The organism is Cupriavidus sp. 94F1, from assembly GCF_057798875.1.
In genome coordinates this window covers 625,472-649,282 of record NZ_JBYOJT010000003.1, presented here as the reverse complement: position 1 = coordinate 649,282, position 23,811 = coordinate 625,472, and the positions used below count along the sequence as shown (strand labels likewise).

Sequence of the window (23,811 nt, the reverse complement as noted above, 5' to 3'; positions counted from 1 at the left end):
CCGTCAATAGCCAGACACGGCAAACCGGAGACACCATGACCACGTATCAGGGAAGCTGCCACTGCGGCCGCGTCGCCTTCGAGGCCGACGGCGAGCTCACGCAGGTACTGCAATGCAACTGCACGATGTGCCGCCGGCGCGGCCACCTGCTCTGGTTCGTGCCCAAGGCGAACTTCCGGCTGAAGACGCCCGACGCGAACGCGTCGACCTACCGCTTCAACACGATGAAGATCGCCCACCGCTTCTGCCCCACCTGCGGCGTCGGGCCATACTCCGAGGCCACCGACCCGCAGGGCAATCCCACCGCCGCCGTGAACGCGCGCTGCCTGGACGGCGTGGACCTGGCCAGCCTCAAGGTGATCGAGTACGACGGGCTGCACAAGTAGCCACGCACGGGACTGACGCGCCATGTTCGCGATCCGGGGTATCGACCACCTGGTGTTGCGCACCGCCGACGTCGCGCGGCTGGTGCGTTTCTATGTCGATGTGCTGGGCTGCTCGGTGGAAAAGGAACAGCCCGCCTTCGGCCTCACCCAGTTGCGGGCCGGCGGCAGCCTGATCGACCTGGTGTCGCTGGACGGGCCCATCGGCCAGGCCGGCGGCGCAGGGCCGGGTACGGAAGGCCGCAATCTCGACCATTTCTGCCTGAGTATCGACCCGTTCGATGCCGATTGGGTTTTTCAGCATCTGAGTATTCATAATGTCGATGCCAGTCCGGTGCAACGCCGTTATGGCGCCGAAGGCGAGGGTCCGTCGATCTACGTGAAGGACCCCGACGGCAACACGGTCGAACTGAAGGGCCCGCCGGACGGCGCCGGTTCTGGCGGCTGACCGCTTGATACCCCCCGGCGTGCGCCTTCCCTCACCCGTGGCTGCGCCGATACAATTTCCGCTCCACTGACCGCACCGCCACCGGCGCCCCCACAATCGCGCCGGGCGCGCCATGACTGCTTCCGCCGCCCCCGATTCCACCGCAGCCTCGGCCCAGCTATCGCCTCGCCAGATCGTCTGGACCCTCGGCATCACCGAGATCATCAGCTGGGGCACGCTGTACTTCACGTTCACCGTCTTCATCGGCCCGATGAACGACTCGCTGGACTACGGCAAGCCGTTCCTGGCCGGCGGTTTCTCGCTGGGACTGCTGGTGTGGGCGATGTGCTCGTTCGCGGTGGGCCGCCTGCTCGACCGCGTGCCGGCGCGCAAGGTGATGGGCATCGGGTCGGTGCTGGCCGCCATCGGGCTGCTGCTGTGGGCCTGGTGCCCGTCGCCGGCGCTGTTCCTGCTGATGTGGCTGCCGCTGGGGCTGGCCATGGCATCCACACTCTACGAACCGGCCTTCGTGGTACTGCGGCAGGCGTTCGGCGATGGCTACCAGAAGCCGATCGTCCAGGTGACGCTGTTCGCCGGCTTTGCCAGCACCATCTTCATTCCGATCGGGCAGTGGCTGGTGCTGCATCTGGGCTGGCGCGAGACGCTGGTCATCTTCGCGGCGCTGAACCTGTTTGTCTGCGCGCCGCTGCACGCCCGGCTGCGCTACGCGGTGCACCCCAGCTATTCCCATACCGGCGCACACACCAGCACCCCGCTGGCCGCCGCGTCGCCCAGCATCACGCGCACCACGCTGCGCCAGCCCGTCTTCTGGGCCGTGGTACTGGCCTTCACGGCCACCGCCGTGATCGCGTCGCTGCTGGGCGCCCACCTGATTCCGATGCTGACCGAAAAGGGCCTGCCGGTGGGCCAGCAACTGGTCGTGGCGGCGCTGATCGGGCCGGCCCAGGTGGCGGGCCGTCTGGCCATGGCGCGGTTGCCCATCGATCACCCGGTGCGGCTGTCGATGCCGGTGTATATCGTCATGAGCCTGGGCCTGCTGTGCCTGACGCTCGGCGACGGCTACTGGCTGATGGTGGCGGCGGTGTGCTATGGATGCGCCAACGGCGTCAACACCATGCTGCGCGCGATGGCCATGCCCGAGTTGATCTCGCGTCATCACTATGCAACGCTGAACGGGCTGATGATGACCCCGGTGTTGCTGATGCAAGCCGCCGCGCCGTGGATTGGCGCCCTGCTCTGGCGCGTGGCCGGCGGCTACTGGCTGATGCTGTGGGTCATGGTGGCGCTGGCCATCGGTGCCCTGGCCGCATTTGCCTTCGCCCTGCACCAGCGCGGCCTGCTGCGGCCTGGCGCCGCGCCGGCCTGAGTGTTTCCGATCCGTGCCTCGCCGTGCCTCATTGTCCCGGCCGTACCCGGCCGTACCCCGTTGTCCAGATTCCTGATGTCTGATTATTCGATCGAAACGTCTTCGCCCTCCGTCTCCGTTCCAGCCCCGTCCCCGTCGGCCGTCTCGCGCGCCACGCGCGGCACCATGGCGCTGTTCTTTGCCAATGGCGCCACGTTTGCCACCTGGGGGGTCCACATTCCCACCATCAAGGCCCGCTTCGGGCTGTCCGACGCCATGCTGTCGCTGGCCATGCTGGCCGTGGCCGGCGGGGCGATCCTGGTGATGGGGCCGGTGGGCCGCTGGGTGGGCAAGATGGGCAGCGCCCGGGCGTCGATGCTGGGCGGTGTCGCGTTTGCCTGCATGACGCTGATGATCCTGACCATGCCCAGCTTTGCGCTGCTGCTGCCCGCCCTGCTGGTATTCGGCATGGCCAATGCGATGTTCGATGTCGGGATGAACGCGCAGGCCGCCACCGTGGAGGCCAGCCGCAGCACGCGGCCCGTGATGTCGGCGCTGCACGGCATGTTCAGCCTGGGCGGCATGATCGGCGCCGCATTCGGCGGGCTGATGCTGAGCCTGCAGGTGCCGCCGCTGCTGCACACGGCGCTGATCGCGGCCATGACGGCGGCCGTGGCGCTGGGCACGCATCGCGGGCTGCTGGCCGACCATCCGGTGCTGCCCACGGCCGAGCATCACAAGGACCACGCCACGCGCGGCCTGTGGCTGCTGGGCCTGATGGCGTTTCTGGGGCTGGTGGGCGAAGGGGCGATGTACGACTGGACCACGGTCTACATGCGCGAGGTCACCGAGGCGCCGCTGGCATGGATCAGTTTCGGCTACGCGGCCTTTTCGGGCGGCATGGCCTGCGGCCGCTTCGGCGGCGACCGCCTGCGGGCCCGTTTTGGCGATGCCCGCACGCTGACCGGCAGCGCCTGGCTGGGCTTTGCCGGTATCGCACTGGCCATTGCCGTGCCCTGGCCGCTGGCCGCGCTGATCGGCTTCAGCCTGATGGGCCTGGGCGCCGCCAACATGGTGCCGATCTTCTTCGTGGCGGCGTCGCGCCTGCCCGGCGTGACCGCTGCCGAAGCCATCGCTCGCGTGGCGCGCTTTGCCTACGTAGGCCTGCTGCTGGGCCCCGTGATGATCGGCGGCGTGGCGCACCTGGCCAGCCTGCGCATCGGCATCGCCGTGGTGGCGCTGACGATGGGCTATATCGCGCTGTTCGGCGCGCGGTCGGTGCGGCGCTATCTGACGACCTGACCGGCGCCAGCGCCGGCCCGGCCGGGATCAGGCAGCCATCAGGCCGCCTTGGGCAGCGGTGCGTGGCCGGTGCCGATGCCGTCGAACACGAAGGTGTCCATGGCCAGCACGCCGTACGTGACTTCGTCGGCCACACGGGCCACGCTGGCGTCCTTGCCTGCCGTCGCGTCCGGGCCGATGGCCGCACCCAGCGTCACGTAGAACGGCAGCAGGTGCTCGTCGGTCGGATGGGCCCGGCGCGCAAATGGCGCCTGGGTGCGGTAGTCGGCAATCCGGCTCACGTCGCCGGTGGCCAGCGCATCGTTCAGCGCATCGGCCATCCAGTCACGGAAGGCGTCCACATAGGGCTCGGTCTCCGGGCCATGCTGCGCCTTGCGGGCGCCGCCGCCAAACACTTCCTGCAGGTTATGGGTGAAGCTGCCCGATCCGATCACCAGCACGCCTTCGGCGCGCAGCGGCGCCAGCGCGCGGCCGATCTCGATCTGGGTCGCCGGGCTCAGGTATGGGTTGAAGGCCAGCTGCACCACCGGCACATCGGCATCGGGGAAAAAATGGCGCAGCGGCATCCAGGCGCCGTGGTCGAGGGGACGTTCCTCGTCTTCCGCCACGAATCCGGCGCCCGGAATGGCGGCGGCCTCGATCAGCGATTTCACGCGCGCGGCCAGGTCGGGCGATCCCGGGGCGTCGTAGCGCAGCGCGTACAGCTCGCGCGGAAAACCGCCGAAGTCGTGCCAGGCTTCCTGGCGCGCGCGCGTGCTGACGGCCAGCGTGCTGTAGATCCAGTGGGCGGAAATCACCAGCACGGCCTTCGGTTTCAACGCGCGCAGGCGCACGCCAAGCGCGTCGAACGCGGCGCCGGTGGGGCCGGGATCGATCGCCAGCATCGGCGATCCGTGTGACACATAGATGGCGGGCAAGAGGGTAGTCATGGCGTCGGGCCGGTAAGCGGAGGTATCCAATGGATGCAGTCTGGCAAAGATGTCACGCCGTGACACATGGCTTTTGCGGACAAGTCCTGCAAAAAACTTGAAGGTCCGGCGCCCCGTGCATGCTGGGCGTTGGATACCGCACACACCCCGCGCGGTTTCCCCAAACACCGACAGCGGCCGTAGCACGAATCGGCCTATGATGTGCTCCAGAGATGCGGCTCACGCATCCGCCGGAGAAAGCCCGTGTCAAAGCGTTTCGATCCCCTGCACGCCCTGCCCCACGCGCTGTGGTGGCAGCCCGGCGTTTACGGCAGCGGCCCGGCCGTGCTGCTCTGGATCGTCGCGCGCCTGCCGGCCGAGATGCTGGCCGACGTGTTCGGCACGCCGCTGGCGCCGGCCCTGCTCAACCATGCCGGCGACACCGTCTTCGTCATTGGCTGGCTCTCGAGCGCCGCCTGGCTGTGGTTCACGCGCAAGCGCCCGTTGCCGGCCCGCGACATGACCCCGCTCAACCTGACCGCGCCCACCCAGACGCCCCACACGCCCAACCATCATGGGCACGGCGCCGGCTAGGGCCGTCGCGGTTCGGGAGCCTGGGCAACAGGTGATGCATCGACAACCTTTGTCGGAACATCCGTATGACAAATCGATGTAAGGAATCGCTTAAGATGCTGGCTTGCGTCACCGCCGGGGCACACTGGCGGGGGCATCCACCGGTTCCTTCATCGTTGTAGCCAGCCTTATGTCCGTTACTGCAGCATCCGCCAACGACCTGTCCAAAGCCACCCGACGGCGCGCGATCATCGCCGCCACCATCGGCAATGGCCTGGAATGGTTCGATTTCACCGTCTACAGCTTCTTCGCGGTCATCATCGCCAAGCTGTTCTTCCCCACCGGCAACGACCTGACATCGTTCCTGCTGACCGTGGCCACGTTCGGCGTGGGCTTCTTCATGCGCCCGGTGGGCGCCATCGTGCTGGGCGTCTACGCCGACCGCGTGGGCCGCAAGGCCGCGCTGACGCTGACCATCCTGCTGATGGCGCTGGGTACGGCCATCATCGGCCTGGCCCCCACCTATGCATCGATCGGCCTCTGGGCACCGGCGCTGATCGTGCTGGCCCGCCTGATCCAGGGCTTCTCGGCCGGCGGCGAAGTGGGCGGCGCCACGGCGTTCCTGATCGAGCATGCGCCCGACGAGGAGCGCGGCGCCTACGCCAGCTGGCAGCAGGCCAGCCAGGGCATTTCGTTCATGCTGGGCGCCGCCATGGGCGCGCTGGTCACCAACGGCCTGGACCAGGCCCAGATCGACGCGTGGGGCTGGCGCATCCCGTTCCTGTTTGGCCTGCTGATCGGCCCGGTGGGCATGTACATCCGGTCGCACCTGGAAGAGCCGCCCGAGTTCGAGCAGCGCCAGGCGGAGCGTCGCGCCAACAATGTGAAGTTCTCGCCGCTGTCGCAGGTACTGCGCGACCATCCGCGCGAAGTGCTGGCCGGCCTGGGCGTGACTATCCTGTGGACGGTCTGCACCTATGTGCTGGTGTTCTACATGCCGTCGTACGCGAAGCAGCAGCTGGGTCTGCCGCTGGGTGCGACGTTCCAGTCCACCGCCATCTGCGGCGCCATCATCCTGGTGCTGTGCCCGCTGATGGGCATGCTGTCCGACCGCGTGGGCCGCAAGCGCATGCTGAGCGTGGTGGCGCTGGCCATCCTGGTGCTGGCCTACCCGCTGTTCCACTGGCTCAACGTGTCGCCGACCACCGCCACGCTGCTGCAGGTGCAGATCGTGCTGGGCATCCTGCTGGCCGCCTTCACGGGCCCCGCGCCGGCCGTGCTGGCCGAGCAGTTCCCGACCGAAGTGCGCTCCACCGGCCTGTCGCTGGCCTACAACTTCGCCGTGACGATCTTCGGCGGCTTCGCCCCGCTGATCGTGACGTGGCTGATCGAGTCCACCCACAACAAGCTGGCCCCGGCGTACTACGTGATTGCCGCCGCGGCCATCAGCCTGGTTGCTCTGGCATTCATGCACGACCGTACGGGCAAGAAGCTGGCCTGACCCGGCAGTTTCCCCGCCGCAAGGAAGCCAACCTCCGGGTTGGCTTTTTTTCGCCCGCGATGCGCCGCCGTTTGTCAGTTGGATGTCCGGATCCGGCGGGCCGCGGTCTTTACGGCGTGGCCTTCCGGGCGCATGATCGCTGCGGCGCCCGTGTGCGCCATGGACCCAAGGAGCGAAGGCGAATGACGACGACATCCGCGCCGCAGACCCCGGTACGCTGCGGCTGGTGCGGGGATCTGGAGGACTACTGCCACTATCACGACAACGAATGGGGCTTTCCGGTGGACGACGACCGGCGCCTGTTCGAAAAGCTGTGCCTGGAAGGCTTCCAGTCCGGCCTGAGCTGGCTGACCATCCTGCGCAAGCGCGAGGCCTTCCGCAAGGCCTTCGCCAATTTCGAGATCGACAAGGTGGCGCGATTTACCGAGCGCGACGTGGAGCGGCTGCTGGGCGATGCGGGCATCGTGCGCCATCGCGGCAAGATCGAGGCCGCCATCCACAACGCGAAGTGCGCCCAGGAACTGCTGAAGACCGAGCCGTCGCTGGCGGCCTACTTCTGGAAGTTCGAGCCCGACCCGAAAAGCCGGCCGAAGACGCTGACGCCCGACGTGCTGCGCACGATGGCCATCAGTCCCGAATCGACGGCGCTGTCGAAGGATCTCAAGAAGCGCGGCTGGAAGTTTGTCGGCCCGACCACGATGTATGCGCTGATGCAGGCCATGGGGCTGGTCAACGATCACATGGACGGCTGCGCGACGCGTGCCGCGGTGCTGCGGGCGCGCAAGGCGTTCAAGGTGCCGCGCTAGGGGGCCATGGGTGGTCGGCGGGCTGCCCCGGCGCGTTTCGCGCAACGGTCCGTATACGTATACCGACATTGTTTACGTATACATAAATAGTAGTAGTAATGGTTAACACCAGTCGCCAGCCGTGGATAACCTCGCTTCTTCCTTTTGGATCAATGGGTTACAGAACAGATAACCCTATGGGAAACAGTGCGGCGCATACGTGGACGGAGGTGGGTAACCGCAGGACGACGCCGGGGCGCTGGCGTATACGTGACGGGTTGTGCGTATACGCCCCACAGGCGGCCCCCACGCCCGCCCACAGGCTTGTTCACGCGGTTATCCACAGGAAGCACGTGCATATCGGCGCGAATCGGCTCACACTGGCGCCTCGCCAATGCGGCGCCTTTCCGGAGCGCGTTCGATGGATAGCACAACTCTCTTTCTTTACCTGATTGCGGTAGCCGCCGTCATGGTCACACCGGGCCCGACGATGTTGCTGGCCCTGAGCAACGGCGCCACCCGGCCGATGCGCGTGGCTGCCTGCGGCATTGCCGGGGCCGCGCTGGCCGACCTGATCCTGATCGGCGCCGTGGGCTGTGGGCTTGGCGCGGTGCTGCAGGCATCCGAGCACCTGTTTACGGCGGTCAAGTGGATCGGCGCGGCCTACCTGTTCTTCCTGGCGGTCTCGATGTGGCGGGCGCCCACGCGGGAACTGGTGGCGACGTCGGACGCCACGTCGGCCAGCGGCCGCGCGGCCTTCCTGCGCGCGCTGTTCGTGGCCCTGTCGAACCCCAAGACCATCCTGTTCACGTCGGCCTTCGTGCCGCAGTTCGTCCACGCGGACAAGCCCGTGGCCATCCAGTACGTGATCCTGGCCGTGATTGCCGCGCTGATGGATATCGTGATGATGGCGATTTACGCGTTCGGCGGCCGCCACGCGGTGCGAACGCTGTCGGCGCGGGCCGTGCAGTGGATCAACCGCGGCTGTGCCGGCATGCTGGCCTTCCTGGCCGTGGGCCTGAGCCTGTACCGGCGCAGTGACCTACGCTGACTCGGCCGGCGCCGGCTGCGTGCGTGGCACCCTGACCGGGTCCACATGCGTCATGACGTTCAGGACGTCGTCACGCTCCATCGCGCGACGGCGCGCCTCGGTGGCAATCGCATGGCCCTGCTCGACGGTCAGGTCGGCCTGGATCTCCAGGTGCACGTCGACCAGGATCATGTCCCCCATCTTGCGGGTCTTCAGGTCATGCAGGCCCAGCACGCCGGGGGTATCCAGCATCGCGTCGCGCAGGCTGGCCACCACATCCTCGTCGGCGGCGCGGTCCATCAGATCGTTCATCGCATCCCAGCCAAATCGCAGGCCCATGCGCGACACCATCAAGCCCACCACGATGGCCGCCACGGGATCGAGCACGTGATACCCGAGCAGATTGCCGCCAATGCCCAGCGCCACCACCAGTGACGACGCCGCATCGGACCGCGCATGCCAGGCATTGGCCACCAGCATGCTCGACCTGACCCGCTCCGCCACGCGCAGCATATAGCGGAACAGCCCCTCCTTGGCCGCCAGCGCCGCCAGCGCCACCCACAACGCCACCGTCTGCACCGGCTGCGCCCCGTCCGGATGCTGGATCTTGCCAACCGCCGCCCACAGCATGCCCACGCCCACCGCCAGCAGCAGCGCGCCCAGCGCCAGCGAGGCCGCCGTCTCGAACCGCTGATGCCCGTACGGATGATCGGTATCGGCCCCCTTGCGGCTGTGATGGCCGGCAAACAGCACGACAAAATCGGAAACGAGATCGGACAGCGAATGAAGCGAATCGGCCACCAGCGCCTGAGAGCCGGCGACGACCCCGATCACGCCCTGGGCAATCGTCAGTCCAATATTGACAAAAACGCTGACCAGCGTGGACCGCCGCCCAGCCAGGTGGCGGGCTTCGGCATCAAGGTTGTCGGCGCCAAGGGCGGGAGCGACGTGCGGTTCACGCATGGGTGAAGACAGAGGGTGGGCGATAGGTGGAACGGTAGCATTTCTTGGGGTTCGGCTGCGCCGTCTCATTTACCGGCCGATTCCTGCGGGGTCATGTACGCGCGAATAATGATGTAGCGTTGCCCATCTGGCTCCCCCGACAATCACAACGGCAAATACGAGAAAGAAAACGGCGGATCGGCGCCAACCGATGACTCGGGCCAATGTGTAGGTCAGGAGATAACTGCACACCCCCGCGATGGCGCCGCCAACGATGAGGCCGGCCGAAAATGCGAAGCAGTCTTCGCCGCATATTGGCACCGCCTGTGCTGCAATGAGGCCGCCCAATCCGCCAAGAAGTCCGCCGGCCATGCTTCCAGCCACCAGACGGAAAAGGCCTCTCATGAGATTTGCCAAAACAGAATCCTTTGGGCATTCGCCAGATCCGAATACCAGAGGGCTCCAGCGCCTACCGTGAAGCGCATGAAGTTGGTCACGCGCCCCCGCCAGGAGACCGCTGTCAGCCGTTCACCATTCCACAGATCAATGTGATCGCCCGTCGGACTGCTTTCTCCCTTTCGCAGCCAATAGTCCTTAAAGAAAATGAGGCCAGTTTTACCCTGCGCCTTCGAAACCCAATCGATTCAAGCGAGCATTTTGGACGCATTGCGCTCCAGCGAACAATCGGATCGATACGAAACTGCTCGAGCGGACGAATATCCAGTCAAGGCTGGCCTTCAGAATCTGCCCCCCAAAGCAAAACAACGCACTACATCGCTAGACGTAGTGCGTTGTTTTACAAGAGAAATCCTGGTGGACCGAAGGAGGATCGAACTCCCGACCTCTGCATTGCGAACGCAGCGCTCTCCCAGCTGAGCTATCGGCCCGTCGCGACTGATTGTAGCCGAATCGCGAGCGGCCTTTCAATCGCATCGAACCAACACTTTGGCGCGTTTCAGGTCGCCGCCATGCCGGGATTGCCGTCCATGCCGCGCACCGTGGGCAGGTTCAGTGGGCGGGCGCTAACTTCCCTGGTGGCGCGCAGCCACTGGGCCATCAGGTCCCAGATCGGGGCGCCGCCGGTCTGGCGGGCTTCCTCGGACACCGGGGCCCAGCCGGCTACCTTGTACGTCTTGCTGGCGTCCAGCGGCTGGCCGGCCAGGCGCATGTCGGTGATGCGTTTGCCGATTGGCTGGTTGGGGTCGATCGTGTATTGCAGGCCGCCCACGCGCACCATGTCGCCGCCCTGCTGGTAGTACGGATCGGGGTTGAACAGGTTGTCGGCCACGTCTTCGAGGATGGTCTTGATCGTCTCGCCGGTCATCGGCGTCACGGTGGTGTACGGGTACGTGATGGCGGTCTGGTCCATCAGGGCTTCCATCGTGATGTTCTGGCCGGGCAGCAGCGTGGTGCCCCAGCGGAAACCTGGCGAAAATGCGATCTGGGCGTCTTGCACGGCCATCAGGCCATCCAGGATCAGCTGGTCGAAGGTGCCATTGAAGTTGCCGCGCCGGTACAGCAGGCCGCGGTTCACGGCCAGCACTTCGGCCAGCTTGCTCTCGTAGGGGGCGCGCACCGTCTGGATCAGCGCGTTCATCTTCGGGTCGGCCGGCAGGTAATTGGCGAAGACCGGCAGCAGCTTGTAGCGGAAGTCGGCCACCTTGCCATTGCGCACGTCGAAGTCCAGCACGCCCAGGAACTTGCCGTTGGACCCGGCATTGGTCACCAGCGTGACACCGCCGGCGTTCTTCACCGGCACCGGGGCCGGCACGCCGTCGTGGGTGTGGCCGCCCAGGATGGCGTCGAGCCCGCGCACACGCGACGCCAGCTTCAAATCGACATCCATGCCGTTGTGCGACAGCAGCACCACCACCTTGGCGCCCTTGCCGCGCACTTCGTCGATCACCTGCTGCAGGTTCTCTTCCTGGATGCCGAAGGTCCAGTCCGGCACCAGGTAGCGCGGGTTGGCGATGGGCGTGTACGGAAACGCCTGGCCGATGATGGCCACCGGCACACCATTCATCTCGCGAATCACGTAAGGATCGAAGACCGGATCGCCGAAGTCGTTGGTCTTCACGTTCTGGGCCAGGAACGCCACCTTGCCCTTGAAGTCGTTGTCGACGATCTGCTTCACGCGATCGGCGCCGAGCGTCATTTCCCAGTGCGGCGTCATCACGTCGACGCCAAGCTGCAGCGCGGCATCGACCATGTCCTGCCCCCTGGTCCACAGCGCCGTGGCCGATCCCTGCCAGGTATCGCCGCCGTCCAGCAGCAGCGCGCCGGGCCGGCTGGCCTTCATGCGCTGGATCAGCGTCGACAGATGGGCAAACCCGCCGACCTTGCCGTAGCGGCGCGCCGCTTCCGTGAAATCCAGATAGGTGAACGCATGCGCGGTGGCGCTGCCCGGGGCGATGCCGTACTGGCGCAGGAACGCGTCGCCCACCAGATGCGGCGGCTTGCCGGCCCACTCGGCCACGCCAAGGTTCACGTTCGGCTCGCGGAAATGCACGGGCCGCAACTGCGCGTGGCAATCGGTGAAGTGCAGCAGGTGGACGTTGCCGAAGCGCGGCACGTCGTAGAGCCGCGCGGCGGCCTGGGCCGCCTGGGCGTCGCCGCCGGGGAATGTCATGCCTCCGGCGCCGGCCACGGCCAGCACCTGCAGGAACTCGCGTCGGTTCATGCTGTTATCCGTTGAATCGCCGGCGTGCCGGCTCAGGGCTTGCCGTAGCGTGCCAGCGCGGCCACGTCGTCGTCGATCATCTCGCCGACTTCCTTCTGCACCACACGCCCTTGCCCATCCAGCACGTACAGCTCGGGCAGGCCCTTGCGGGCGCCAAAGGCGCGGCGCAGCGCGTCGGAATCCATCGTGGCCGGGAAGGTATGGCCGCGCTGCTTCAGGTACGCCGCGGCTTCCTGCGGCTGCCGGTCGATGCTGACGGTCAGCACCTGCAGGGTCGTGCCGCGCGTCTTGTCGTAGAGCGCCTGCAGGCGCGGGTTCTGCAGCGCGCAGAACGGGCACCACGACGCCCAGAACTCGATCACCACCGGCTTGCCCGCCCATTGCGAGGCCGGCACCGTGCGGCCGTCCAGCAGCCTGACATCGGGCAGGTGGATGGTGTCGCCCACCTCGGCGGCATGGGCGAGCGCGCTGGCCATGCCCAGCACAGCCAGCAGCCATATGATCGCCACGCGCCACGCCCGCATCATGCCGCCCTTACTGGTTGACCGGCGAGGCCGGGTCCAGCAACAGCGCCATGACGTCGCGGATCTGCTGTTCGGTCAGGATGCCCTTGTGGCCAAAGCGTGGCATGTTCGAGCACGCGCTGTACGCGTTCGAATCCCAGATCTTGCCCCACGTGTAGCGCACCACGTCCGGCGAATTGCCGCGCAGCTTGCCGTACTGGTAGAGCGACGGGCCGATATTGCCGAACGAGATCTCCGCCTTGGTCAGCTGGTGGCAGGCGTAGCAGTTGGCACCGTTGGGCGCGCCCGCCTGGTCCGAGAACTGCATGCCACGGCCGTTCTGGGCGATCTTCTCGCCTTCCTTCCAGTCGCCGATGAAGTGGTTGTCGGCCGGGTACTTCACCTGCTTCAGCTCGGCGGCCTCGACCTTCTTCGCCACGGCGGCGGGCACGTGCAGGCGGTCCGGGTACTGGCTGCAGGCCTTCTGCGTGGCGTCCTGGTGGATCACGCCCTCGACCGTGGCCGGGCCCTTCGACGTGAACGACGATTCGATCATCTGGCGCACGTCGGCGTCGGTGACCTTGACGGGCTTGTCGGCCCTGGCGCCCTTGGCGGCGGTCTGCGCGTGCGCGCCCGAGGCGGCCAGCAGCACCAGCGCGGCGGCGGCCATCGTATGGAGTGTCTTCATGTTGTTCTGCTCCGTGCTCAGCGCTTCATGTTCGGGCCGTCGTACGTGCCGCCGTTGGCGTTCTTCGCCAGGAACATCGTCAGGGCGGTAATCACGTCCGAGCCGTAGGCCGGTTCGGGGAATCGCTGTTGGCGCAGGCAGTCGTACAGGCGGTGCTGCATGGTGCGGACCTCGCCCTGCGACACGCGGTACGCGGGCCAGGTGGTGTACGCCGCCTGGGCGCCCTTCTGGGTCATCAGGTTCGGCAGGTCCTGCAGGCGGATACGCTGGCCGTCCACGGCGTGGCAGGTGGCGCAGGCAAAGTCATAGGCGCCGGCACGGTAGAAGAACATCTTCTGGCCCAGCGCGTAGACGCGCTTTTCCTCGGGGTGCGTCAGCTGGACGTTCATCGTCACGCCGCGCGATTCGCCGGTCAGGAAGGCGGCCAGGCGCTCGATGTCGGACGGCTTGCCCTGCGACGCAAACGGGTTCCTGGTGGCCTCTTCCTGCGTCAGGCCCTGCAGCGTCACGCGGCAGTACGCCAGGCGCTGTTCCAGGTCCATCACCTTGTTGGCGTCCTTGAAGTAGCGTGGCAGTTCGGCGTAGGCCCCCTTGGTCACGCCCGGGCCCTTGCCCAGGTCGCATTGCTCCAGCGATGCGTTCTTCGGGCCGGCCGGCTTTTTCCACAGTTCCTCGCCAGCGGCTTCCCACAGTTCGGCGGGATTGCCTTCGGCTAGCATCTGGCGGTACTTGGCGATTTCCTCGGCGGTGTTGTCCTGTGCCAGCGCGGGGCCGGACAGCGTCGCGGTGACGGCGGCCGCCACGGCGCCCAGCGCCACCAGCGCGGGGGCCACGGTGCGGCGCAGGCGGCGAATGTTGCGCACGGTAACCATTGGGGGATTCTCCTCGCCATCGCGCCGCATGGCTGGCGGACGGACGGCCTTCTTGTGCGGGTCCGGCGGCTCGTTGCCGGACGGCTTGTCAGTGAACCCGGGCAGGCCGCGACGATGCGCGGCGGCCGCCCCGGTCCGTCACGGCTTGATGTAGGCGTAGCCTTCGTCGAACTGCAGGCGCGCGATTTCCACCACGCCCGCGGGCACCACCTTGGCGTCCATCAGCAGGCTCTGCTCGGAGATGCGCCGTGCGGTCAGCGTGTTGCGGCAGGCGCGGAATTCCACGCCCGACGACGTCAGCGACGCCACCGCGGCCTCGAACGTGTTGCCGCGCGCATCCTTGGCGCCTTCCACCAGGAAGTCCACCCCATAGCCGAATGCCACGACCACGATCTTCGTGTCGGGCGCCCCGTTCAGGTGGTTGCGCAGGTTCGACATGGCGCGCACGGCCTGGTCGATACCGTCCGACAGCTGGTACACCACCTTGACGCGGCCCTTGCCCGACGCCGCGGACGTGGCGGCCGGGGCTTGCTGGGCCCCCGCCCTGGCGGACAGTCCGATGGCGGCCAGGGCCGCCGTGGCACGAATGAATGCTCGACGCATGCTGCTTCTCCTTCGCCCGTATCAGGCCGGTTTCAGGCCATCAGGCGATGGTCGCTTCGTCGGTACGCTTGTCGCCGCGGTTGTCGACCCAGGTCACGGTGACCTTGTCGCCCTTGACGCCGCCCTTGAACTTGAAGTTCAGGAACGGGTCCTTCGACACCGCCGCGCCGAACTGGGCGTGGAACACTTCCTTGCCCTTGCACGATGCCACCACGGTCTGGATATGCCAGGCCGGAATGGTCTTGCCGGCCGAATCCTTGCGCTGGCCGGTTTCCATGTCGTGCTTCATCAGAATCTTGACGTCTACGACGCCGCCGTTTTCAGTGGCGCGAACGCGCATCGGGTCTGCCATGTGTTTCTCCTGTCAGCAGTCATCTGGAAATCTGGTCTCGAACGGTGCAACGGTCCGGCGGCGCCTAGCCGCCGCAGCCGCCCAGCGTGACCTTGATTTCCTTCGATGCGACGTACCACTTGCCGCCGGCCTTGACCGCGGCATGCACCACCGACGTCTGGCCCATCTTCACGCGCGTGGACACGAACGGCTCGGTGCCGGCCGGGATCGTGAAATCGGCGGCCAGCGTGTTCGGGTTCTTTTCCACCAGGATGGCGATCTGCTCGGTATCCGGGATGTTGCTGGTCACCGCCACCGGCACCACGGCGCCGTTTTCGGCGATGTCCGGGGCGTTGAAGGTGATGGCGCTGCTCTTCTCGGTGCCGCTGCCGCCCAGTGCCTTGATCACGTCGGCCACGCTCTTGCCGTCAAAGGCAGTCTTGTTCCATTCCGCGGCCTGTGCCTCGCTGATCAGGCCGGTGGCGGCCATCAGCGACAGTACGGCGGTCATCCGCAGTACATCTCGTCGTTTTGCGTTCATCTTGCTGTGTTCCCGTACTACCCGGTTTCCTGTCGACCCCTGCCGCGCCGGTGCGTCGCCGGCCCATGCATGCATCTTGCGAATACGTCAAACGTGGCGGGCGCCCGGCACTGCCAGCCGCCCGCCCAGGCCATAGCCCCGATTACTTGGCCGGTGCGCCGGCCAGAACCCACTCCACCACGGTCTTGATATCGGCGTCGCTGACGGCGGCGTTGGCCGGCATCGGCACCGGGCCCCAGACGCCCGAACCGCCGTTCTTCACCTTGGCCGACAACTTGGTCAGGGCGTCCTTGTCGCCCTTGTACTTCGCGGCCACGTCCTTGAAGGCCGGGCCAACCAGCTTCTTGTCCACCTGGTGGCAGCCCATGCAGGCGTTCTTGTTGGCGATGGCCTGGGCCTTGGCGGCGTCGACGGCGGCGTGCGCGGACGCGGCGGCGGCCAGCAGCGCGGCGGCGATGACAAACTGCTTCATGTGTTGTGCTCCAAACTGAATGAGAGCCGTGGGGACGGCAAATGCCCGCGCTCGGATTGCTCCACGGCGCGGCGTGCTGGCCGCCGTTGGGGCGGGCTTCTCAGGAGTGCCCTGCGGTGATCGTTGGGGGCTCCCGGGCATATGCGGCCAGTCCGCTATTTTGCCTGAAGTCAAAGCCCGTATACGGACGCGACAGTGATAACCATATGCACAAAACAGGTGGGAATTGTCGCCTTATTAAGGGTTAACCCTTGGATGGGCTGACGCCGAATCTACAGGTGCCGCTATCGGCGTGCCAGCGTCCTGCCCGCCCAGAGCCTGCTGCCGAACACGTTCAGCAGCAGGCCGGCCATGACCACCACGGCGCCGGCCCATTGCGCGGCCGCCAGGTCTTCGCCCAGCAGCAGGTGGGCCGACAGCAGTCCCACCACCGGCACCAGCAGCGTCAGCGGTGCCACCTTGCTGGCCGCGTAGCGGGTCAGCAGGCGGCCCCACATCGTGTAGCCGAAGAGCGTGGCGGCAAACGCCAGGTAGGCGACCGCGAACACGGCCTTGCCCGAGACATGGGTCAGCGCGTCGGCGATGCGCGCCGGCCCCTCGAACCAGAGCGACAGCAGCGCAAACGGCACGATGGGGATCAGCGCGCCCCACACCACCAGGCCCAGCAGGTCCACGGGGCCGATCTTCTTGCTGACGATATTGCCGGTGGCCCAGCACAGCGCCGCGCACAGCGTCAGCAGGAAGCCCGCCGCCGTCATGCCGCCGGGGCCGTGCGCGGCGGCGCTGCCGATCAATGCCAGCCCGCCGGCAGCAATCGCCATGCCGGCCAGGTTGTGCCAGCGCAGCGGTTCGCCCAGCCACAGCGCGGCAATGGCCACCGTGAAGAACACCTGCGACTGCAGCACCAGCGACGCCAGCCCGGCCGGCATGCCCACGGCCATCGCATAGAACAGGAACGCGAACTGGCCCAGGCTGATCGACGCACCATAGGCCACCAGCATGCGCAGCGGAATGCGCGGGCGCGGGATGAAGAAGATGGCCGGGAATACCACCAGGCTGAACCGCAGCGTACCCAGCAGCATCGGGGGCACGCCGGACAGGCCCACCTTGATGACGACGAAATTGACACCCCACACCACGATGATGGCGAGGGCGAGCAGACGGTCTTTGGCTTGCATGATCGTGGAGAGAAAGCCGCGTCCTGGTTGTGGCCAGACAGGGGGCATGGACGTTCGGCACGACTAGCGTAGCAGCCCGCGCCGGCCAGGCATTGCACGATCCTGCGGTTTGTTTGTGGCGCCCGCGTCCCTTCCGGTCTTCTGCGCTCCTGCTGTTCTGAGCTGTGCTGCGTTACGCCAGCATGTCGGCCCAGACGCTGCGGGCCCATGCGAATCCGTACTGGCCTTCCAGCGCACTCGGGGCCGTGGACAGCCCGCCCGATCCCGGCACCGTCAGCATCGTCCGCTCGGCGGGGTCGTAGCGATGCACGCTGGCGATGTGGATGGCCTCGGTCGACGACGTGAAGCTGTAGCAGGTATTGGTATAGAGCGGCACCGGATCTGGCGCCCGCCCGGCCAGCAGCTGCAGGATGGCCGCGGCGGCCACCTTGCCGTGCTGGTTGGCCATGGTGCCCGATTTCGGCATCAGCGGCGCGATCTGGACCGCGTCGCCCAGCACATGGATGTCCGGCGCCACCCGCGACGCCATCGTCAGGAAATCGACCTCGCACCAGCGGCCGTTGGCGGTGGCCAGTCCGGCCGCGACCGCGATGGCGCCGGCCCGCTGCGGCGGCAGCAGGTTGAGCACGTCCACGCGCTCGTCGTCCTGCACATCGAACCGGATGGTACGGGTGGCCGGGTCGACGCCCACCGTGTCGTGCTGGGGCCGGTACTCGATCATGCCCGCGTAGCGCGTCTGCCAGACCTGGCGGAACAGCGCGCCCTTCGACGTGATATCGGGATTGGCATCGAACACCAGCACCTTGCTGCGCGGCTTGTGCTGTTTCAGATAGTCCGCCACCAGGCAGGCGCGCTCGTAGGGGCCCGGCGGGCAGCGGTAGGGCGCCAGCGGAATGGTGATGGCAAAGGTGCCGCCGTCCGGCATGGCCGCCAGTTGCCGGCGCAGGACATCGGTCTGCGGACCGGCCTTCCAGGCATGGACGATCTGCTCGCCGCCGGGCGCCGACAGGCCGTCGATCGCGCCGGACTGCATTTCCACGCCCGGCGACAGGACCAGCCGGTCATACGGCAGCGTCGCGCCACCGGCCAGCCGCACGGTGCGCCGGCCGAGGTCGATGGCGGTCGCCGTATCGCGCACGTGCTTCACGCCGTGACGCCTGACCAGCGCATCGTAAGGCACCGTGATATCGGCCATCTGGCGATAGCCGGCCACGACGAGGTTCGACAGCGGGCACGACACGAAGGCGGCATCGGGTTCCACCAGCGTCACGTCCACCGCCCCGCGGCTCCAGGTGCGCAGGTAGCGTGCCGCCGTGGCGCCGCCGTAGCCGCCGCCGATGACCACCACCCTGGCCGGCGCGGCGGTGCGCGCCTGGCGCACGGTCAGTCCGCCCAACGCCGTGGCGGCCAGCGCCGCCTTCAGTACGGAGCGTCGGTGCATCGGTCTATTTCTGGTCCGCGAACCACGCGGAAATGGCGATAATCTCGGTGTCGCTGTAGCCCTTGGCAATCTGCGGCATCACCGTGCCGGGGCGCCGGCCGTTCTTGAAGTTCAGCATCAGTTCGACCAGTTCGGCCTGTGGGCGGCCAGCCAGGCCGGGAACGGGACTATCGGCGGGCGCGCGGCCGTCCGGGCCATGGCAGACGGCGCACGACGCCGCCTGGTTGCGTGCCTGCTCGGTACGCGCGCGCTGGACCTCGATCGACATCTTGCCCGCGTCGGCGGGGCCGGTGGTCATCGGTGCCGAAGGCGCCGGGGCAGGCGCGGATGCCGATGCCGGCGACTGGGCCAGCAGCGGCGCGGCACACAGCCCGGCCGCGACACCGGCCATCCAACGCAGGGAGATCGGGAATCGCGACAGGGTTGTCATAGCACTTTCCTTAAAAGGATCAGGGGAGATTGCGTCCCGGCGGCAGCGCCACCGGCGACGATACCGGGGCGGCCACCGGGCTGGTGGTGGCGCCCGAGGTGCCCATCGACGCCGGCGCATCCGACGTGACCGGCGCGTTCGGCTGGCTGCCCGGCACGGTCTGCACCGGCGCAGGCGTCCCCACGGCATCGCTGCCGGCGTTGCCGTTCTGCGACGATGCGGCCTGATCCAGGCGCGCACGCTCGGCTTCGCTCACGTAGTCGAACACCTTGACCACCTTCTGCACGCCGCTGGCGTTGCGGGCCACGTCGGTGGCCTTGTCGCCCTCGGCCGTGGTGACCACGCCCATCAGGTACACGACGCTCTTCTCGGTGGTGACCTTGATCGAATTGGCCGGCACGCCATCGGCCGTGACCAGGAACGTTTTCACCTTGCTGGTCAGGTAGGTGTCGTTGCTACGGGTCATGAAACCCGGCGACGCCGTGATTTCCAGTTCGTTGACCACCTCGCGCGTGTTCGGCAGCCCGCGCACGTACTGCTCGATCTGCTGCTTGATCTGGGCGTTCGCGGCTTCGCCGGTCAGCAGCACCTTGCGGTTGAACACCGTCGTGCTCACGCGCGCCTGGCTGTCGCTGTAACGCTGGCCCAGCGTGCTGTCGATCTCCACCTGCAGGCCGCGGTCGATGGCCTGAGTGCCGGTCGGGCGGCGATCGGTGGCCATCACCACGCCGGTGCCCACGGCGCCAGCCAGTACGGGGAAGCAGCCGGCCAGCTGCGTGGCGGACACCAGCAGTGCGGCCACGGTGACAGCGGTACGGGCCAGGCGGGCGGGAGAGGTCTTGTTTGGATGGGTCACGTTCGTCATGCGGTTCTTGGGTTCTGGGTGGATGCCGAAAGGATGCGTGAAACAGGTTGCAGTTTCAGGTTTTTGCCATGTCTGTGGATAAGGCTGTGGAAGACATGGCGATTCCTGTGCACAGGTTGTGGGCAGCCTTGTGGATATCCCGGGATAACACGTGCCGGTCCAGGCTGCCCGGGCGTCATGCTTCGCCCAGCAATGCTTCGTCGATGCCGTCGCACAGGCAATGCAGTGTCAGCAGATGCACTTCCTGGATGCGGGCCGTGCGGTCGCTGGGCACGCACAGGTGGATATCGAATTCGTCGAGCAGGGTGGCAATCCGCCCGCCGCCCTTGCCGGTCAGCGCCACCACGCCCATGTCGCGCTGGTGGGCGGCCTGGATGGCGGCCACCACGTTGGCCGAATCGCCAGACGTGGACAGCGCCAGCAGAATGTCGCCGGGCTGGCCCAGCGCCTCCACCTGCTTGGAAAACACCACCGAGAAATCGTAGTCATTGCCGATGGCGGTCAGGATCGAACTGTCGGTGGTCAGGGCGATGGCGGCCAGGCCCGGGCGCTCGCGCTCGAAGCGGCCGATCAGTTCGGCGGCAAAGTGCTGCGCGTCGGCAGCGGACCCGCCGTTGCCGCACACCAGGATCTTGTTGCCGCTGGTCAGCGCCGTCACCATCCGCTCCACGGCGGCATCGATATGCGGCGCCATCAGCGTCGCGGCCAGCCGCTTGGTGTCGGCACTGTCCAGGAAATGCTGCTCGATACTTTCAATACTCATGGTCTGGTGACATCTGCACAATCCCGCGCATTATGACGCAGCGCCCGCGCCGCTGTTCCCATCGGCCGACGTGAGGTCGAACGCGCCGGGCAGCCAGTCGATCCGGCCGGCGTCCATGGCCACCACGTCCATGCGGCAGGGCGGTACGCCGTCCAGCGTGGCCAGATAGTGCGCCGCCGCATGCAGCACGCGCCGCTGCTTGGCCGGCGTCACGCTCTGCGCCGCCCCGCCAAACCCCCGGCTGCGGCGCTGCCTGACCTCGACGAACACCAGCGTACCGTCGGCGGCACGCATGATCAGGTCGATCTCCCCGCCTTTGCAGCGATAATTGCGGACGACTGGCGTGAGCCCCTGCCGCTGAAGATAGGCCAGCGCGCGGTCTTCGGCCAGCGCGCCGCGTTGCGTCGTACTACGCACGTCGGCGTGCGTGGTGGATTTGAATGAGTGATTCAACGGAAGTTCTCAAGCATGAGTGACTGGACCCAGCTGGCCGCCGGCCAGACGTACCCCGCCGGCACGCTTTACGTGGTGGCCACGCCCATCGGCAACGTCGCCGACCTGTCGCTGCGCGCGCTGCACGTGCTCGGCCTGGCCGATGCCATTGCCTGCGAAGACACGCGCAACACCGGCCAGTTGCTGTCCCGGGTGGGGTTGCAGCGGCCGCTGGTGGCCGTCCATGAACACAACGAACGCGAGGCGGCCGTGCGCATCGTCGAACGGCTGTCGGCTGGCGAGCGCATTGCGTACGTATCCGATGCCGGCACGCCCGGCATTTCCGATCCCGGCGCCCGGCTCGTCGAAGCCGTGCGCGCGGCCGGCCTGAACGTGGTGCCGCTGCCGGGCCCCAGCGCGGCCGTGACGGCGCTGTCGGTGGCCGGCGCCATGCTGGAGGCCGGCGAAGGCCGCTTCACGTTTGTCGGCTTCCTGCCCGGCAAGCCCAAGGCCCGCCAGGACGCCATCGCCGGGCTGGCGGCGCTCGATCACGCGTGGGTGTGTTACGAAGCCCCGCACCGCATCGCCGAAACCCTGGCGGCGCTGGCCGCCGGCCTGCCCGGCACGCGGCAGCTGCTGATCGGGCGCGAACTGACCAAGCTGTTTGAAGAAACGCCGGTGCTGACGGTGGCCGAAGCGCCCGCCTGGCTGGCTGCCGAAGCCACGCGCGGGAAGGGGGAGTTCGTGCTGGTGGTGGAAGGCGCGGGCCGCGCCGACGGCGGCGACACCGATACCCCTGACGCGGAGGCCCAGCGGGTGCTGAAGCTCCTGCTGGCGGAGCTGCCGGCCAAGCGCGCCGCCAAGCTGGCGGCAGCCGTGACCGGCGCCAGGACCGACGCGCTGTACAAGCTGGCGCTGGCGCAACGCGCGGACGGGGTGGACGGGGCGGACGACGGCGACAACGACGCCTGAAAGCACAAAAGGCACGATCGGGAGATCGTGCCTTTTGAGAATTTTCTTACTTGCGAGGGAAGCGGCGGGCGGAGGGTCGGGAGCGCGAGAATCGGGTTCCGGCCGGTGCGCATCGCCTTACTTGTGCTTGTGCTTGACCACGGCCTTGCCGGACCTGGCCCTGGCCTTCGATTTCGCCGGCACCAGCGTGTTGGCGGTGTCGGGCACCTCGTCCGCGCCGCTGCCGTCACCGGCTTCCATGCCACCCGCTTCCAGGTTCGGACCCAGCGCCGCCACCTCGGTACGCGACAGCCGGCGGATTTCCACCTGCGTGGCGCCGTGGTCGACAAAGCTCAGGCGCTTGGCCGCGGCGTAGGACAAGTCGAGAATCCGGTTGCCGTGGTACGGGCCACGGTCGTTGATACGGACCACGGCCACCTTGTTGTTGCGCAGGTTGCGCACCAGCACCCAGCTATCGAGCGGCAGCGACGGGTGCGCCGCCGTCATGGCGCGCATGTCGAAGCGTTCGCCGTTGGCCGTCTTGCGGCCATGAAAGCCCTTGCCGTACCACGATGCCGTGCCACGCTGCTCGAACGTCCCCATGTCAGCGCGCAGGCCGTCGATCGACGACTGCGACGGGGCATTCTCGTCCTGCCAGCCGAACAGGTTCCAGTTGCCGCGATCGTCGGTCTTCGCGACATTGGCGCTGGGTCTTGCCGGCCTGGCCGCCTTCGTGGACAGCGCGCCGGTGGTGCCCGATGCGTTGTCGGTGTCGCCGCCCGGCGGCGTCGCGCACGCAGCCAGCACCAGCGCCGATACGAGGATCGCGCACTGACGCAGGAAGCGGTTGGAGCCGGGCGCTGTCTCGCGCACGGACCCCGGACGGGAAAGGGGCAGGCTGAACATAGGCGCGCAGTCTAACACTGGTCGTTTGAAGCTAGTGCCTTGATTTTGTTACGAAATCTGTTACAACGCCGCGTAATTTCCCGCAATCCACCGCCTGGCAAGGGATTGCGCCGTTCCCGCGGCGCAAAATCCGGGTGCAGACAACGCAACTTTCAGACGACCTTCATCGCCGATTCAAACGTTTCACCATCTCTCGGGCGCGTGTTCGGCGGCTACAATGGACCACCCTCCGGGCCCCCTTCACCCCCTCGAAGGCACCCGCCCGAACAGGCTTACCGATCACAAAAATGAAAGTCCTTCTGATCCCCGTGACGCCTTTCCAGCAGAACTGTTCGCTGCTGATCGATGAAGCCACGCAGCGCGCCGCCGTCTGCGATCCCGGGGGCGACCTGAATCGCATCACCGAGGCCATCAACGAACAGGGCGTGACGCTGGAGAAGATCTTCCTGACCCATGGGCACGTGGACCACTGCGCAGGCGCCGCCGCGCTGGCGCGTCAGTACGGCGTGCCGATCGAAGGCCCGCAGGAAGACGAGCGATTCTGGATCGAGCAACTGCCCGAGCAGACGCGCCGCTTCGGCTTTGGCCAAGCGGAAGTCTTCGAACCCGACCGCTGGCTGGAGAACGGCGACACGGTGACGTTCGGCAACGAAACGCTCGAGGTCTACCATTGCCCCGGCCATACGCCGGGCCACGTGGTGTTCTTTTCGCGGGCGAACCGGCTGGCCATCGTGGGCGACGTGCTGTTCGCCGGATCGATCGGCCGCACCGACTTTCCGCGCGGCAATCACGCCGATCTGGTCCGGTCGATCCGCACGCGGCTCTGGCCGCTGGGCGATGACGTGACCTTCGTGCCCGGCCACGGCCCGGCATCGACGTTCGGCCAGGAACGCCGCAACAACCCGTTTGTGGCCGATCACCTGATCGACGTGGCCTGA

At 67.1% G+C, this 23,811-nt stretch carries 28 protein-coding genes and 1 tRNA gene; 10 read left to right on the top strand and 19 right to left on the bottom strand.

All coding sequences use genetic code 11. From position 1 onward, the window contains the following. Window positions 1-35 precede the first annotated feature (35 nt). From AC3FJ6_RS10725 to AC3FJ6_RS10710, 4 genes are all read left to right on the top strand, one after another. Window positions 36-386, top strand: coding sequence for a GFA family protein (locus AC3FJ6_RS10725; protein WP_400395201.1), 351 nt, complete (start codon window positions 36-38; stop codon window positions 384-386). 22 nt (window positions 387-408) lie between these two features. After that, window positions 409-831: a VOC family protein gene (locus AC3FJ6_RS10720; protein ID WP_488771817.1), complete on the top strand. Its 423-nt coding sequence runs from the start codon at window positions 409-411 to the stop codon at window positions 829-831. Between the two features lie 112 nt (window positions 832-943). Beyond that, window positions 944-2,197 (top strand): MFS transporter, encoded by a 1,254-nt coding sequence (locus AC3FJ6_RS10715; protein ID WP_488771816.1) that lies wholly within the window; start codon window positions 944-946, stop codon window positions 2,195-2,197. A gap of 165 nt (window positions 2,198-2,362) precedes the next feature. Further along, window positions 2,363-3,478 (top strand): MFS transporter, encoded by a 1,116-nt coding sequence (locus AC3FJ6_RS10710; RefSeq protein ID WP_488771871.1) that lies wholly within the window; start codon window positions 2,363-2,365, stop codon window positions 3,476-3,478. Between the two features lie 38 nt (window positions 3,479-3,516). On the opposite strand, the gene AC3FJ6_RS10705 is transcribed toward AC3FJ6_RS10710, so the two are convergent. After that, a complete protein-coding gene (locus tag AC3FJ6_RS10705) occupies window positions 3,517-4,407 on the bottom strand; it encodes a DODA-type extradiol aromatic ring-opening family dioxygenase (protein ID WP_488771815.1) in 891 nt (296 codons plus the stop codon). 285 nt (window positions 4,408-4,692) lie between these two features. On the opposite strand from AC3FJ6_RS10705, the gene AC3FJ6_RS10700 reads away from it, so the two are divergent. From AC3FJ6_RS10700 to AC3FJ6_RS10685, 4 genes are all read left to right on the top strand, one after another. Continuing rightward, window positions 4,693-4,980: a hypothetical protein gene (locus AC3FJ6_RS10700; RefSeq protein WP_488771870.1), complete on the top strand. Its 288-nt coding sequence runs from the start codon at window positions 4,693-4,695 to the stop codon at window positions 4,978-4,980. A gap of 169 nt (window positions 4,981-5,149) precedes the next feature. Continuing rightward, complete coding sequence (locus AC3FJ6_RS10695; protein WP_092602366.1) at window positions 5,150-6,460, top strand: MFS transporter; 1,311 nt, start codon at window positions 5,150-5,152, stop codon at window positions 6,458-6,460. A 182-nt stretch (window positions 6,461-6,642) separates the two neighbouring features. Continuing rightward, the gene (locus AC3FJ6_RS10690; RefSeq protein ID WP_153946407.1) at window positions 6,643-7,266 is read left to right on the top strand and encodes a DNA-3-methyladenine glycosylase I; all 624 of its coding nucleotides are present in this window, start codon (window positions 6,643-6,645) and stop codon (window positions 7,264-7,266) included. A 400-nt stretch (window positions 7,267-7,666) separates the two neighbouring features. Next, window positions 7,667-8,296 (top strand): LysE family translocator, encoded by a 630-nt coding sequence (locus tag AC3FJ6_RS10685; protein ID WP_488771814.1) that lies wholly within the window; start codon window positions 7,667-7,669, stop codon window positions 8,294-8,296. On the opposite strand, the gene AC3FJ6_RS10680 is transcribed toward AC3FJ6_RS10685, so the two are convergent. The 17 genes from AC3FJ6_RS10680 to AC3FJ6_RS10600 form a co-directional block, all read right to left on the bottom strand. Next, the gene (locus AC3FJ6_RS10680; RefSeq protein WP_488771813.1) at window positions 8,288-9,238 is read right to left on the bottom strand and encodes a cation diffusion facilitator family transporter; all 951 of its coding nucleotides are present in this window, start codon (window positions 9,236-9,238) and stop codon (window positions 8,288-8,290) included. The two genes, AC3FJ6_RS10685 and AC3FJ6_RS10680, sit on opposite strands and share 9 nt — an antisense overlap. A 380-nt stretch (window positions 9,239-9,618) precedes the next feature. Beyond that, entirely contained in the window at window positions 9,619-9,861 is a 243-nt protein-coding gene (locus tag AC3FJ6_RS10675; protein WP_488771869.1) for a T6SS effector amidase Tae4 family protein, read from the bottom strand. Window positions 9,862-10,028: 167 nt separating this feature from the next. Continuing rightward, a tRNA-Ala gene (locus tag AC3FJ6_RS10670) sits at window positions 10,029-10,104 on the bottom strand. Between the two features lie 68 nt (window positions 10,105-10,172). Beyond that, window positions 10,173-11,897 carry a thiosulfohydrolase SoxB gene (soxB, locus tag AC3FJ6_RS10665; protein ID WP_488771812.1) on the bottom strand — a complete coding sequence of 575 codons (1,725 nt, stop codon included), beginning with the start codon at window positions 11,895-11,897 and terminating at the stop codon, window positions 10,173-10,175. Window positions 11,898-11,929: 32 nt separating this feature from the next. After that, window positions 11,930-12,421 (bottom strand): TlpA disulfide reductase family protein, encoded by a 492-nt coding sequence (locus tag AC3FJ6_RS10660; protein ID WP_488771868.1) that lies wholly within the window; start codon window positions 12,419-12,421, stop codon window positions 11,930-11,932. Window positions 12,422-12,431: 10 nt separating this feature from the next. Then, entirely contained in the window at window positions 12,432-13,088 is a 657-nt protein-coding gene (gene soxX, locus AC3FJ6_RS10655) for a sulfur oxidation c-type cytochrome SoxX (RefSeq protein WP_488771811.1), read from the bottom strand. 17 nt (window positions 13,089-13,105) lie between these two features. Beyond that, window positions 13,106-13,960: a sulfur oxidation c-type cytochrome SoxA gene (gene soxA / locus AC3FJ6_RS10650; protein ID WP_400394365.1), complete on the bottom strand. Its 855-nt coding sequence runs from the start codon at window positions 13,958-13,960 to the stop codon at window positions 13,106-13,108. 138 nt (window positions 13,961-14,098) lie between these two features. Then, entirely contained in the window at window positions 14,099-14,563 is a 465-nt protein-coding gene (locus AC3FJ6_RS10645; protein WP_400394366.1) for a DsrE family protein, read from the bottom strand. A 40-nt stretch (window positions 14,564-14,603) separates the two neighbouring features. Continuing rightward, on the bottom strand, window positions 14,604-14,915 hold the full coding sequence (gene soxZ / locus AC3FJ6_RS10640) for a thiosulfate oxidation carrier complex protein SoxZ (protein ID WP_488771810.1): 312 nt from the start codon (window positions 14,913-14,915) through the stop codon (window positions 14,604-14,606). Window positions 14,916-14,979: 64 nt separating this feature from the next. Beyond that, window positions 14,980-15,435, bottom strand: a complete 456-nt coding sequence (gene soxY / locus AC3FJ6_RS10635; protein WP_066736675.1) for a thiosulfate oxidation carrier protein SoxY — start codon at window positions 15,433-15,435, stop codon at window positions 14,980-14,982. A gap of 142 nt (window positions 15,436-15,577) precedes the next feature. Beyond that, window positions 15,578-15,907 (bottom strand): c-type cytochrome, encoded by a 330-nt coding sequence (locus tag AC3FJ6_RS10630; RefSeq protein WP_066736677.1) that lies wholly within the window; start codon window positions 15,905-15,907, stop codon window positions 15,578-15,580. Window positions 15,908-16,191: 284 nt separating this feature from the next. Next, window positions 16,192-17,085, bottom strand: a complete 894-nt coding sequence (locus tag AC3FJ6_RS10625) for an EamA family transporter (RefSeq protein ID WP_488771809.1) — start codon at window positions 17,083-17,085, stop codon at window positions 16,192-16,194. 172 nt (window positions 17,086-17,257) lie between these two features. Then, window positions 17,258-18,526, bottom strand: coding sequence for an NAD(P)/FAD-dependent oxidoreductase (locus tag AC3FJ6_RS10620; protein ID WP_488771808.1), 1,269 nt, complete (start codon window positions 18,524-18,526; stop codon window positions 17,258-17,260). Window positions 18,527-18,530: 4 nt separating this feature from the next. Next, on the bottom strand, window positions 18,531-18,956 hold the full coding sequence (locus AC3FJ6_RS10615; RefSeq protein WP_488771807.1) for a c-type cytochrome: 426 nt from the start codon (window positions 18,954-18,956) through the stop codon (window positions 18,531-18,533). A 19-nt stretch (window positions 18,957-18,975) separates the two neighbouring features. Further along, on the bottom strand, window positions 18,976-19,821 hold the full coding sequence (locus AC3FJ6_RS10610; protein WP_488771806.1) for a BON domain-containing protein: 846 nt from the start codon (window positions 19,819-19,821) through the stop codon (window positions 18,976-18,978). 175 nt (window positions 19,822-19,996) lie between these two features. Then, window positions 19,997-20,584: a phosphoheptose isomerase gene (locus AC3FJ6_RS10605; protein ID WP_400396070.1), complete on the bottom strand. Its 588-nt coding sequence runs from the start codon at window positions 20,582-20,584 to the stop codon at window positions 19,997-19,999. A 30-nt stretch (window positions 20,585-20,614) separates the two neighbouring features. Further along, window positions 20,615-21,037 (bottom strand): YraN family protein, encoded by a 423-nt coding sequence (locus AC3FJ6_RS10600; RefSeq protein ID WP_488771805.1) that lies wholly within the window; start codon window positions 21,035-21,037, stop codon window positions 20,615-20,617. A gap of 15 nt (window positions 21,038-21,052) precedes the next feature. Here AC3FJ6_RS10600 and rsmI point away from each other — a divergent pair, with 15 nt between their 5' ends. Further along, a complete protein-coding gene (rsmI, locus tag AC3FJ6_RS10595) occupies window positions 21,053-21,988 on the top strand; it encodes a 16S rRNA (cytidine(1402)-2'-O)-methyltransferase (RefSeq protein ID WP_488771804.1) in 936 nt (311 codons plus the stop codon). Window positions 21,989-22,105: 117 nt separating this feature from the next. Here rsmI and AC3FJ6_RS10590 read toward each other — a convergent pair whose 3' ends face one another. Further along, on the bottom strand, window positions 22,106-22,873 hold the full coding sequence (locus tag AC3FJ6_RS10590; RefSeq protein WP_488771802.1) for a septal ring lytic transglycosylase RlpA family protein: 768 nt from the start codon (window positions 22,871-22,873) through the stop codon (window positions 22,106-22,108). Between the two features lie 287 nt (window positions 22,874-23,160). Between AC3FJ6_RS10590 and AC3FJ6_RS10585 the strand changes: the two genes are divergently transcribed. Further along, a complete protein-coding gene (locus AC3FJ6_RS10585) occupies window positions 23,161-23,811 on the top strand; it encodes an MBL fold metallo-hydrolase (protein WP_488771801.1) in 651 nt (216 codons plus the stop codon).

Excerpts from the sequence above, each read along its gene's own strand:
- AC3FJ6_RS10705 (WP_488771815.1), bottom strand. The coding sequence starts at position 4,407 with ATGACTACCCTCTTGCCCGCCATCTATGTGTCACACGGATCGCCGATG.
- AC3FJ6_RS10585 (WP_488771801.1), top strand. The coding sequence starts at position 23,161 with ATGAAAGTCCTTCTGATCCCCGTGACGCCTTTCCAGCAGAACTGTTCG.
- AC3FJ6_RS10590 (WP_488771802.1), bottom strand. The coding sequence starts at position 22,873 with ATGTTCAGCCTGCCCCTTTCCCGTCCGGGGTCCGTGCGCGAGACAGCG.
- AC3FJ6_RS10685 (WP_488771814.1), top strand. The coding sequence starts at position 7,667 with ATGGATAGCACAACTCTCTTTCTTTACCTGATTGCGGTAGCCGCCGTC.
- AC3FJ6_RS10720 (WP_488771817.1), top strand. The coding sequence starts at position 409 with ATGTTCGCGATCCGGGGTATCGACCACCTGGTGTTGCGCACCGCCGAC.
- AC3FJ6_RS10695 (WP_092602366.1), top strand. The coding sequence starts at position 5,150 with ATGTCCGTTACTGCAGCATCCGCCAACGACCTGTCCAAAGCCACCCGA.
- AC3FJ6_RS10625 (WP_488771809.1), bottom strand. The coding sequence starts at position 17,085 with ATGCAAGCCAAAGACCGTCTGCTCGCCCTCGCCATCATCGTGGTGTGG.
- AC3FJ6_RS10605 (WP_400396070.1), bottom strand. The coding sequence starts at position 20,584 with ATGAGTATTGAAAGTATCGAGCAGCATTTCCTGGACAGTGCCGACACC.
- soxZ (WP_488771810.1), bottom strand. The coding sequence starts at position 14,915 with ATGGCAGACCCGATGCGCGTTCGCGCCACTGAAAACGGCGGCGTCGTA.
- AC3FJ6_RS10620 (WP_488771808.1), bottom strand. The coding sequence starts at position 18,526 with ATGCACCGACGCTCCGTACTGAAGGCGGCGCTGGCCGCCACGGCGTTG.
- AC3FJ6_RS10610 (WP_488771806.1), bottom strand. The coding sequence starts at position 19,821 with ATGACGAACGTGACCCATCCAAACAAGACCTCTCCCGCCCGCCTGGCC.
- soxA (WP_400394365.1), bottom strand. The coding sequence starts at position 13,960 with ATGGTTACCGTGCGCAACATTCGCCGCCTGCGCCGCACCGTGGCCCCC.
- AC3FJ6_RS10660 (WP_488771868.1), bottom strand. The coding sequence starts at position 12,421 with ATGCGGGCGTGGCGCGTGGCGATCATATGGCTGCTGGCTGTGCTGGGC.
- AC3FJ6_RS10690 (WP_153946407.1), top strand. The coding sequence starts at position 6,643 with ATGACGACGACATCCGCGCCGCAGACCCCGGTACGCTGCGGCTGGTGC.
- AC3FJ6_RS10680 (WP_488771813.1), bottom strand. The coding sequence starts at position 9,238 with ATGCGTGAACCGCACGTCGCTCCCGCCCTTGGCGCCGACAACCTTGAT.
- rsmI (WP_488771804.1), top strand. The coding sequence starts at position 21,053 with ATGAGTGACTGGACCCAGCTGGCCGCCGGCCAGACGTACCCCGCCGGC.
- soxY (WP_066736675.1), bottom strand. The coding sequence starts at position 15,435 with ATGAACGCAAAACGACGAGATGTACTGCGGATGACCGCCGTACTGTCG.
- AC3FJ6_RS10630 (WP_066736677.1), bottom strand. The coding sequence starts at position 15,907 with ATGAAGCAGTTTGTCATCGCCGCCGCGCTGCTGGCCGCCGCCGCGTCC.
- AC3FJ6_RS10615 (WP_488771807.1), bottom strand. The coding sequence starts at position 18,956 with ATGACAACCCTGTCGCGATTCCCGATCTCCCTGCGTTGGATGGCCGGT.
- AC3FJ6_RS10725 (WP_400395201.1), top strand. The coding sequence starts at position 36 with ATGACCACGTATCAGGGAAGCTGCCACTGCGGCCGCGTCGCCTTCGAG.
- AC3FJ6_RS10710 (WP_488771871.1), top strand. The coding sequence starts at position 2,363 with ATGGCGCTGTTCTTTGCCAATGGCGCCACGTTTGCCACCTGGGGGGTC.
- soxX (WP_488771811.1), bottom strand. The coding sequence starts at position 13,088 with ATGAAGACACTCCATACGATGGCCGCCGCCGCGCTGGTGCTGCTGGCC.
- AC3FJ6_RS10715 (WP_488771816.1), top strand. The coding sequence starts at position 944 with ATGACTGCTTCCGCCGCCCCCGATTCCACCGCAGCCTCGGCCCAGCTA.
- AC3FJ6_RS10645 (WP_400394366.1), bottom strand. The coding sequence starts at position 14,563 with ATGCGTCGAGCATTCATTCGTGCCACGGCGGCCCTGGCCGCCATCGGA.
- soxB (WP_488771812.1), bottom strand. The coding sequence starts at position 11,897 with ATGAACCGACGCGAGTTCCTGCAGGTGCTGGCCGTGGCCGGCGCCGGA.